A 10,665-nucleotide genomic window follows, 5' to 3' on the forward strand; every position below is an offset into this window, starting at 1 on the left:
TGCAAAAAAGAATTTGAAAATACAACACTGCGTTTTGCAAAATCTTAATGTACAAAAGTTGATTAAAAAAACAAAAGAACATACCTTTGCAATAAACATGCTAAGACTTTTGATGTAATACTATGCGTCTATTCACATAAAAAACTATGCTCAAAAAATTATCTGCTACTAATGCCGTAGTACTATTCTCAGTTATTGTAGGGATAGCCAATGGAGTAGCTGTTCACCTTATTGGGAAAATGAATGTATTTTTTTCTATTCTATCTGCAATTTTAGTAGCAGGGCTGAACAGTGCAGTATTGTTGTTTTTGTTAGAATTCTTTTTTTACAGGCGCATACGAAGAATATACAAAAATATAGCTGCCCTAAAAGCCAATCAATTTGAGCGTATTGCTTATCCTGAAACAAAAGTTACTCAAAATGATCCACTTGAAAACATCAACTATGAAATAATAGAACTAGCAAATAAAAGCCGTGAAGAGATAAAAAAACTCAAAGACCTGGAACAATATCGTAAGGAGTTTATTGCAAATGTATCCCATGAGCTTAAAACCCCGATATTTGCTGTACAAGGTTATATTGATACCTTATTAGAAGGTGCAATTGATGACGCTAAATTTAACCGCATCTTTTTACAAAAAGCCATGAATAATGCTGAAAGGTTAGTTACTTTAGTTCAAGACCTAATGGCTATCTCTCAGTTAGAAACAGGACAGTTGCAAATGGAAATGAAACCTTTTTTAATTCATGATTTAGTAGCTGAAACGATAGAAAGTTTAGATCTCCAAGCTAAAAGTAAAAAAATTACTCTACAAATGGTTAACCCTGATGCGGTCCGTAAAACGTATGTAATTGCGGATAAAGAAAGAATAAGGCAAGTTTTTGTTAATCTGATTTCTAATTCCATACGATACGGAAAAGAAGGGGGAACAACTAATATCTATTTTAACGTATCTACTCGTAAAGTTAAAATTAGTATAGAAGATAACGGAATTGGTATAGCTGCTGAACATCTACCCCGTATTTTTGAACGCTTTTATAGAGTAGACAAAAGCCGCTCACGCGAAGGCGGAGGTACAGGTTTAGGTCTTTCTATCGTTAAGCATATCTTAGAAGCCCATAACGAACCTATAGAAGTATATAGCGAACCCAACGTAGGAACTACTTTTTCATTTTCTCTAGATATATACTCTTCTCCACTTACTCATAACTCTTAATTAAAATACATGCGCCGTGTACTAATTTTTACGTATTATTGAACTGTTTTCATCTTATTTTTCATTTTATCTGCAACTTATATAGAGAAACATGAATCCTATTGGTTTATTTTTCAAATACATGGGCTTGTATCGCAAACATGTCATATACGTTTTGATTTATAGCCTAGTCAATGGAGTTATTACCCTAATTATTCCATTTTCTACCCAGTTGCTTATTACATACATCAGCACAGGTGTATTATTTGCTTCCTGGTATGTGCTAGTAGTCTTGTTAGGTATTGCAATTGTGTTTAATGGCATTCTACAAGTTTATCAACTTACCATTACTGAAAATTTACAACAAAGCTTGTTCAGAAATATTGGATTAAATTTACATAACCGTATCCTTAAAGGGGTATTTACCGAAAAAAATGCTATTGAAATTGCTAACCATTTCTATGAAGCAATTTTACTACAAAAAGCTGTTCCCAAAGTTTTAATTGATTTGCCTACAGCTTTTCTACAAATTTTACTAGGCTTTTTACTTATTAGCTTTTATCATTCCTTCTTTGCCTTTTTAGTAATTGTAATGCTATTGATTACGTATTTAGCTATCCGCAGCATAAGCAATAAAACCTTTAAAATCTCTGTGGAAGAATCAGAGCATAAATATGCTACCCTGCACTGGCTGCAGATCAAAGGAAATGATGAAGAAAGCACTACTATCATTCACAACCCATTCTCATGGAAAAAAGTAGACAGTTATATTGCCAAATATCTACGTAAAAGAAATGAGCACTTTCGAATGCTTAAACAGCACTATATCACTCTAATTATTATTAAAGTAATTATTACTCTCACGTTAATGTTTTTAGGTGGAGTATTAGTGGGTCAAGGTACGATTACCTTTGGTCAATTTGTCGCATCTGAGTTAATTATTTTAATTATGATTGCAGCGGTAGAAAAGATTATTTTTAGTGTAGACATCATTTATGACATGCTAACCAACATTTATAAAATTGAAAAAATCCTGACCATCAAAGAATATGAAGAAATGCCTTTGCCCGAATTTGATATACACTTCCCACTTACGATTGAGTTTAAAGATGTAGTAATTAACATAGATGGATATGAAACGCATATCAACGAAGTAATTCACCTCTATCAAGGCGAGCAGAAAAAGTCTTCTGTACAGCTTCTGGAATATCTTTACTTCATTTTACATAAGCACAAGGTAGTAGTACTAAGTGGAGAGCTACTCTTTAATGGTATTAACATTCTCAAAGTCCATTATGACCACCATGATATGCTCTTTATCAATCGCCATGATCAACTCTTCAAAGGTACCATACGAGAAAATATCTGTCTTACACACAACATTAGTGATATGGAACTGATAGAATGGCTGCAATCTTTTGGAATATGGGATACTATTCAACACTTAGAGTACGGACTAGATACTGTTATTACTCATCAATCTATTTTATCTGACCGATTTACGTATAAAATCATTTTATTGAGAACTTTGTTAGTCAACCCAACTCTATTGATTGTTAATAATATTTTCAGTTATTTAGATGATGAATTTATTGAAGCTTTCAAAAAAGAACTTCAAAGGCGGAATATTACTTTAATTTATAGCTAAGACTATGGGACTAGGAGGAACACATCTTAATGAGTACAAAACGCCAAGTTTAGAGCAGTTAAGCGATATTCGCCCACATGTAGTGTTGGCGAGAATTATTCAAATTTTTTTAGTTATTCTAATAGGATTTATGTTTTTACCTTGGACGCAAAATGTTCAAGGTGTAGGTACGGTAACTACTTTGCGACCCAATGATAGACCACAGTCAATTCCCTCTATTATTACAGGCAGGATTGAGGAGTGGTATGTACGAGAGGGAGATTTTGTTAAAAAAGGGGACACTATTGTACGCATTTCAGAAGCAAAAGAGGACTACTTCGATCCAAATCTAATAGAAAACACTAATAAACAAATTATCGCTAAGGAAGAAGCCATCAAAGCATACATGGAAAAGGTTAATGCTTTGGAAATGCAGCTCAAAGCCCTAAGAGAAGGACTACAAGCTAAACTTAGTCAAGCCTACAACAAGTTAGAACAAGCTAAACTTAAATTAGTTATTGATAGTAACGAATATGTTAATGCTAAAGTAAATTTAGATATTTCTAATGCACAAGCTAAACGTTTTGAAGAACTCTACAAAGATGGGCTTAAATCTTTAACAGAATTAGAAGGGCGAAGATTGAAGCAACAAGAGGCACTAAATAAATACAATGCTTCTTTGAATAAACTCAACATTACTCAACAAGAAATTAACAATGCCAAGTTAGAAATTGCTAACATTACCGCAGAATATAATGACAAAATAGCTAAAACAGAAGCCGAGCAGTTTTCTACCTTATCTGCGGCGTATGACGCGCGTGCTACGGTAGCAAAATTACGTTCTCAACTTAATACATACACTAAAAGACAATCTTACTACTACATTACTGCACCACAGGATTGTTACATTGTTCAAGCAATTAAATTAGGTATTGGGGAGATAGTCAAAGATGGAACGCCTTTGGTTACCATAGTTCCTGCAAATTATCAAGTAGCTTCCACAATCTACATTAGTCCCAGAGATTATCCCGTAGTCCATATTGGTGATGAAGTGCGCATGCAATTTGACGGCTATCCCAGCTTAGTATTCGGTGGGTGGCCTAACGCGAGTATAGGTACTTTCAAAGGTAAGGTAGTAGCTATTGATAAAAACATTAGTGAAAATAATAAATACAGAGTATTAGTAGCCCCCGCAGAAGGTGAAAAGTGGCCCGATAAATTAGCTATCAATTCAGGTAGCACAGGGATTATACTTCTAAAAGACGTACCTTTGGGCTATGAAATATGGCGCCAACTCAATGGCTTCCCACCTCAATACTATGAAGAAGTTAACACCCCTGACAAAAAGTATAAGAAAAATGACAAGTCTGATAAAAAGTAAGAGTTTTTTAGTTTGCTTTTGTGTAGTGTGGTATACTTACCTGCCTGCCGATAGTTTATCTAAAAAAACACTTTCTTTCGAGGACTTCTATGGTATTATCAAAGAACACCACCCGCTAGTCCAACAACTGCGGATAGGTATTGCGTTAGCAAGAGCAGAAAAAGCCAAAGCTAATGCTGCTTTTATTCCAAAATTTGGTCTGCAAGCAGATGAAAAATTTCTTAATCAACCTTATTATAGCTTACTTAACGCTAATTTCAAAGCCCCTACTTGGTATGGAATAGACCTTAAAATACAATATGAGCAAAATCGCGGTAGATATATTAACCCTGAAAACGTTACTCCAAAAGAAGGCTTGCTTACCGCAGGTATAAGCATCCCACTAATGGAAGGACTAATCCAAAATGAAAATCGGATTCGTGCTTTACAAGCTAAAATTGGCGTATTCAACGCAGAGAATGAACTGATTATCATCCTTAACCAAATTATGATGGACGCTACCCAAGCTTACTGGGAATGGACTTACCATTATTTCAATCTTAAACTTTCGCAAAAGCTGTATCAACGGGCTGTAGATAGACACAAAGGTATCTGCACTATGTTCTTCAAAGGAGATAGACCTGCTTCTGATACACTAGAGTCTTTTACTTTTGTACAAGATAGACAAATTACCCTTTTAGACGCAGAGCGAAAATTCATAGAGTCCCAATGGACCCTTAATACTTTTTTCTGGCTTAACAATCAGCCTATGCCTATTAGCGAATTACTTGTTCCACATAGAATTCAAAATGTTATCTCTAAACCCATAACTGTGGATACAATACTTTCGCAACATCCTTTTATTCGCTACTATGACTACAAAATTCAACAACTTAATCTTGACCTTAAACTTAAACGAAACAAAATTCTTCCCGAAGTTTATTTGGACTATAACTTTTTAAGCAAAGGATTTTCGGGTAGTTGGAGCAGCAATAACTATAAATGGCGAGTTACCATAGCCTTTCCACTATGGGTGCAAAAAGAACTAGCCGATGTGCGAATCACTCGATATAAGCTACAGCAAACACAATTAGGTAGGGACTTTAAGCGCATAGAGCTAAACAACAAACTTCAAAACTATAAAACTCAACTAGAACTCTTACAAGCTCAAAATGAAAACTTGGACAAAGCAGTTGAAAACTTCAAAACCTTGCTCAAACAAGAAGAAATTAAATTTCAAATGGGTGAAAGTTCTATCTTTATGATTATTAGCCGTGAAAACAAATTGTTTGAAGTAGAGCAAAAGCAAATCAAAATACAAACAGAGTACTACAAATATGAGAGCTTACTCAGAGCATTACAAATGCAGTTCTAGTTCGCTCTGCTTACTCTTGTTGCATTAAATTAGCGTAGATTATTTTTCCATTTTCTTCTATACAAACCCATAATAACCTTCTTAGCGTACTTTTTTGAAGGATTACACTGTTTTGTGTAAGATTAAATTCAACTTTTCTACCCAAAGCATCAAAAATTAAAAGATTTTGATTCGGCTTTAAGCTATTTTTCAAATAAAATTGTGTATCAAACGGATTGGGATAAAAGTTATGCAATGAGTTTAATCTATTTTCCTCTACCGTTGTAACTGATGACTTTAGTACCCATACAGGTCCAGGGGTACCTGACCCTCCAAACTTCACTATTCCATTACTAGGTCCACCTGAATAGCCTGATACATCTAATAAAGTAGTGCCTGAACCTTCATCAAAGTGGTATAGACCAACAGTATTAGCATCGGTTGTAAAAGGAGTAGTAGGAGGAGTGAAGTTAGTAGTGTAGCGAATTACGTTAGAAATTCTCAATTCGTCAATATATCCGTTATAAGAAGGATAAACAAGAGGGTTGTAGTCATGTTTTTCTGCACCGATAACAATGTAAGGGTCATTGGGATAGCTAGTTATACGCCCATTTCGGTAACTAATATTTCCTGTAGGTCCGGTAGACACAGAAGCATCTAAATTTCCGTCCACGAATATTCGCATACTACCCGTAGTGCTATTGCGAGTAACAGCTATATGGTGCCAAGCGTTATCCGCAACGTTTGTGCTACCTATCAAAGTAAAAGATTGTGTACCATTATTAACACCAAAAGCAATTTTTCCCGCTACTAATGAAATACCGTAATCTCCATAATCTCCTGCTCCAAAAATGTCCCTGTCTATAATAATATGACCCAAAGTCCAATCATCATTACTTCCTTGTACAGCGCTGCTGCCTAATGGATTGTCGGAAATAGAAGCTCTCATTTCAAACTCAATAGTAAAATCGCTAGATACATCCACAGGTTTTTCAGGGGCATCAATAGGAATTTTTACTCTGTCAATATCACCTGTGCCATGCCCATAAAAACGCATGCAATAATTTTGGGCGCTTGTATAGGAAACTACTAACAAGCATACTACAAAAACATATTTCATTTTCACCATAATTGACTATTTAAGCAAATATACCAAAACAAATTTGTAAATGAAAGCTTTCCTTTACTTTATTTCTTTACTTTATTGATTGAGTTTTGTAAAAATGTGATAACTTCACACTGCATCCACAATCTTTCTGTACTCTTTTATTCTACGGCGGATAGCTAAACCAAAGCCTACCATTAGCAAGCCTGTACCTAACCACAAAACATTTATCAAGGGCTTTCGCATAGCTTTGAGTACAACCCAGTCTGCATTAACACTTTTAGTAGGTTCAACTTGAATAACAATTTTCCGTTGTTCAGGTAGAATTTGCATAAACCGAATAATTTCTCCTGTTTCCTTGAACTCCACATCTTGCCCTGTGGGTGTGTTAGAGTTTTTTTCTACTAAATAGATAGGTTCAATATCAGCTATTTGTTTAGTACCAATTGCTTTTATTTTTGCACCTACGGCAATGTCGTACTGTTCAGGATTATCTACTTTGACCTGCGTGTTCAGACCTTCAAGAATAAGGTAACTTTTACCTGTATCTATTGTATCTCCTATTTGTACAGTGTAGTTACGTATTTCCATTGCTTTTCTTTTAGCCTCAGGGTTAGGAATACTCGTGATATGCACATAGATATCGCCATCTATTTTAGTTTTGATAGCAGGGCGAGGGGCGTCGCCCATACGAGGATTTTCATCTACAACAGGATACAAAGTAAACGTTTTGCCATTAGATTGTTGAAATTCTATTTCATAAATTGTTCTGATACCTTTTTGCTCTTCTCCCTTGTATGTTACTAGATAATCCCCCATTTGACGGGGCTGGTCTTTTATCAATAGTACATTTTCTCGCCTGTCTTTCGGTGTAGCAAAACCTTTTCCTAACTCATTTTCATTCGTGTTGATAGAAATAACCCGATTATAGCCCGAAGAGAATAAAATTCCAATTAACATAAGTCCTACACCGATGTGCGCTACAGCACCTCCTGCAATAGAAATGTTTCGCTTCAGAATAGTAAGAATTAACATTAAATTAGAAACCACTGTGAAACAAGCTGCAAGTAAGAGTACGATATATTTTAAATAAGTAAGCTGTCCTAAATACTGTGCAACGTCATTTTCAGGTTTCATGATGAACAATATGATAAGTGCTGTAAGAACATAAGTAATACTTAGCGGAGTCATAAGAGACTTGAACACAGAAGTGCTTGTTTTTTGCCAAAATACCCATTGCGCTATTCCTGATGCCGTGGCTAAAAGTACCATTAGCCAAAGCTGCCATTCGCTATAAAACTGAATAGGATCTGCCAAAGCAGCGTTCGTACCAAAAATTTTGTTAAATACAGGTAGAGAAGTAGGTATAATAACTTGAAAAGCACTCAAAACTAAAATGACCACTCCTATAAAAAGCCAAAATTCTCTGTGGTAAATTTTTATTTCTTTGTCTGTAATGGGAATATGCTTGAAACGATAGACTAGTAAGCCAACAGACAAACCTAAAAAAAGAAATATGAATAAAAGTAGCTGTCCTGAAAGTCCTAAATCAGTAAAACTATGTACAGAACTGTTACCCAATATTCCGCTTCTGGTTAGAAAGGTACTGTATAAGATTAACATCCAAGCGGCAATAACTAAGATAAAAGTAGTTCGAAGGGCATTTTTAGAGTGCTTGTATATTATCATAGTGTGGATACTGGCTACACCTATCAACCACGGCACGTAAGAGGCATTTTCTACAGGATCCCAATTCCAGTAACCCCCAAAGTTTAAGGTTACGTAAGCCCAGTAGCCCCCCATCAAAATACCTAATCCTAACACCGCTACCGCAAGAATGTTCCAAGGCATAGCAGGTTTGATCCAAGCATCAAATTCTTTTTTCCACAAACCTGCCATACAATACGCAAAAGGTACTATCATTAAAGCAAAACCTAAAAATAATGTCGGCGGATGTATGACCATCCAATAATTTTGCAGCAAAGGATTCAATCCTTTTCCATCTTTGGGGACAAAATTTGGATTTATCTTATACACAGGTAGATCAGGATTGGCATCTTTCATAAAAATAAAAGGATCGCTACCTATTTTAAGCCCAAAAATGTACGTTCCTAAAAGCATACTTGCTAATACAAATTGACAAGCACTCAAAATAGATAAAAGCCTATTTTCAAAATGCTTAGCCGTTTTAATTAACACTAAACCAATAATACTATGCCAAAACATCCATAGCCAAAAACTACCCTCTTGTCCTTCCCAAAAGCATGAAATCATGTAATACCAGGGTAAATCATTAGAAGAATGGTTCCACACATAGAAATATTGATATTGATGCGTGTGAATTAGATAAAACAATGCTATTCCAATCCCTAATACTGAACTTACATGCAAATAAAAGCTCAATTTACCTATTCGCTGCCAGGTAAAAGACTCTACTGTATTTGTTTTTTGTTCAGCAAAAAAATAGGCATAAGCAGCTAAAAAAGCAGTTAAAAGTGCCATGATGACAAAAAAGTGCCCTGCAAAACCTGTATGATGCGTTCTAGAAAATACTCCTGCAATAATGTACAGTAAGCCAACACCCAAATATATATAGTGCTTGAACTTTATATTTTTCATATTCTTATTGACGTTACAAAGGTAAAAACAATTTTTTGTATCTCTTTTGTTCTAACTTTCAATAAAAATTGAAAATTGCTTTCAGGCAATTTCAGGGAATTTGTTTTGTTTTTAAGTTAGATAAATTTTTTCTTAGTTTTGTTAAATATGGGCTTTATCAGCAGCAAATTGCCGAACGTAGGTACAACTATTTTTACTGTAATGAGTGCTTTGGCTAATGAATACCAAGCCATTAACTTATCGCAGGGCTTTCCAGATTTTGAGATTGACAGTGAGCTCATAGAATTGGTCTATCAAGCTATGAAAGATGGATACAATCAATATGCACCAATGCCCGGCTACATGCCTTTACGCGAAGAAATTGCTAAAAAGCTATATTACACATATCGAATTGAAGTCAATCCTGATACTGAAATTACCATTACCTCTGGTGCTACAGAAGCCATATTTGATGCTATTCAAGCCATTGTAAAACCTAATGACGAAGTAATTATTTTTGACCCTGCTTATGATTGTTACCTGCCTGCTATTGAGTTAGCAGGGGGAAGGGCAGTTAGTATACCTCTCAATCCCCCTACTTTCTCACCTGATTGGAACAAAGTCAAAGAAGCAGTTTCTTCAAAAACCGTAGCCATCATGATTAATACTCCTCACAATCCTACGGGTACAACTCTCAAAGCTCACGACATTCAAAACTTAATTGAGATCGTGCAGGAAAATAATTTGTACATTATCAGCGATGAAGTGTATGAACATTTAATTTTTGATAATCAAGTTCATCACAGTGTGTTGCGTTATCCCGAATTGAGAGGGCGAAGTTTTGCGATATATTCATTCGGCAAAACTTTTCATGCCACAGGTTGGAAAATAGGCTATTGTGTTGCTCCGCCCATGCTTACCCAAGAGTTCAGAAAAGTGCATCAGTTTGTAACTTTTGCTTCACCTGCGCCTCTGCAAGTGGCTTACGCGGCTTACTTAAAGAACCCTGAACATTACCTTAAAATATCGGACTTTTACCAACAAAAACGAGATACCTTTCGCAGTCTGTTACAACAAAATACCCGATTTGAAGTTTTACCTTGTGAGGGCAGTTATTTTCAGCTGGTTTCTTATCAAAACATTACAGAAGAAGCAGATACCGAATTTGCTGTCCGAATGACCAAAGAAATAGGTGTAGCGGCTATTCCTGTGTCTGTTTTTTATCAAAACAAGCAGCAAGATAAAGTGCTTCGTTTTTGTTTTGCTAAAAAGGAGGAAACGCTTCAAAAAGCAGTGGAAAGACTGTCTAAACTTTAAATTCTTTTTTGTTAAGTTGATTAGGTTTTTATTTTTTGGGCGTGCCCTTGTGGGCGTTTCGCTGCGCTCATGCCCACAAGGTCGGCGTGCTTCGGGCTACGCTATCGC

Annotated in this window: 7 protein-coding genes; 5 read left to right on the forward strand and 2 right to left on the reverse strand. The window is 35.6% G+C overall.

The window, feature by feature from the left end:
- The first annotated feature begins 146 nt into the window (after nt 1-146).
- The 4 genes from NZ519_01070 to NZ519_01085 all read left to right on the forward strand — a co-directional run bounded on the left by NZ519_01070 (nt 147) and on the right by NZ519_01085 (nt 5,558).
- Nucleotides 147-1,217, forward strand: coding sequence for an ATP-binding protein (locus NZ519_01070; protein MCS7027330.1), 1,071 nt, complete (start codon nt 147-149; stop codon nt 1,215-1,217).
- 121 nt (nt 1,218-1,338) lie between these two features.
- Nucleotides 1,339-2,844, forward strand: a complete 1,506-nt coding sequence (locus tag NZ519_01075; protein ID MCS7027331.1) for an ABC transporter ATP-binding protein/permease — start codon at nt 1,339-1,341, stop codon at nt 2,842-2,844.
- Between the two features lie 4 nt (nt 2,845-2,848).
- Nucleotides 2,849-4,204 (forward strand): HlyD family efflux transporter periplasmic adaptor subunit, encoded by a 1,356-nt coding sequence (locus tag NZ519_01080; protein ID MCS7027332.1) that lies wholly within the window; start codon nt 2,849-2,851, stop codon nt 4,202-4,204.
- 25 nt (nt 4,205-4,229) lie between these two features.
- Nucleotides 4,230-5,558 carry a TolC family protein gene (locus tag NZ519_01085; protein MCS7027333.1) on the forward strand — a complete coding sequence of 443 codons (1,329 nt, stop codon included), beginning with the start codon at nt 4,230-4,232 and terminating at the stop codon, nt 5,556-5,558.
- Nucleotides 5,559-5,568: 10 nt separating this feature from the next.
- On the opposite strand, the gene NZ519_01090 is transcribed toward NZ519_01085, so the two are convergent.
- Entirely contained in the window at nt 5,569-6,666 is a 1,098-nt protein-coding gene (locus NZ519_01090; GenBank protein ID MCS7027334.1) for a LamG domain-containing protein, read from the reverse strand.
- Between the two features lie 105 nt (nt 6,667-6,771).
- Nucleotides 6,772-9,144 (reverse strand): cytochrome c biogenesis protein CcsA, encoded by a 2,373-nt coding sequence (gene ccsA, locus NZ519_01095; GenBank protein MCS7027335.1) that lies wholly within the window; start codon nt 9,142-9,144, stop codon nt 6,772-6,774.
- A gap of 264 nt (nt 9,145-9,408) precedes the next feature.
- Between ccsA and NZ519_01100 the strand changes: the two genes are divergently transcribed.
- Nucleotides 9,409-10,557, forward strand: a complete 1,149-nt coding sequence (locus tag NZ519_01100; GenBank protein ID MCS7027336.1) for a methionine aminotransferase — start codon at nt 9,409-9,411, stop codon at nt 10,555-10,557.
- Nucleotides 10,558-10,665 lie beyond the last annotated feature (108 nt).

The organism is Bacteroidia bacterium, assembly GCA_025056095.1.
In the GTDB taxonomy this organism is placed as follows: domain Bacteria; phylum Bacteroidota; class Bacteroidia; order JANWVE01; family JANWVE01; genus JANWVE01.

Bases quoted from the DNA above. Each gene is read 5' to 3' on its own strand.
- NZ519_01080 (MCS7027332.1), top strand. From the start codon at position 2,849: ATGGGACTAGGAGGAACACATCTTAATGAGTACAAAACGCCAAGTTTA.
- NZ519_01100 (MCS7027336.1), top strand. From the start codon at position 9,409: ATGGGCTTTATCAGCAGCAAATTGCCGAACGTAGGTACAACTATTTTT.
- ccsA (MCS7027335.1), bottom strand. From the start codon at position 9,144: ATGGCACTTTTAACTGCTTTTTTAGCTGCTTATGCCTATTTTTTTGCT.
- NZ519_01090 (MCS7027334.1), bottom strand. From the start codon at position 6,666: ATGGTGAAAATGAAATATGTTTTTGTAGTATGCTTGTTAGTAGTTTCC.
- NZ519_01070 (MCS7027330.1), top strand. From the start codon at position 147: ATGCTCAAAAAATTATCTGCTACTAATGCCGTAGTACTATTCTCAGTT.
- NZ519_01075 (MCS7027331.1), top strand. From the start codon at position 1,339: ATGGGCTTGTATCGCAAACATGTCATATACGTTTTGATTTATAGCCTA.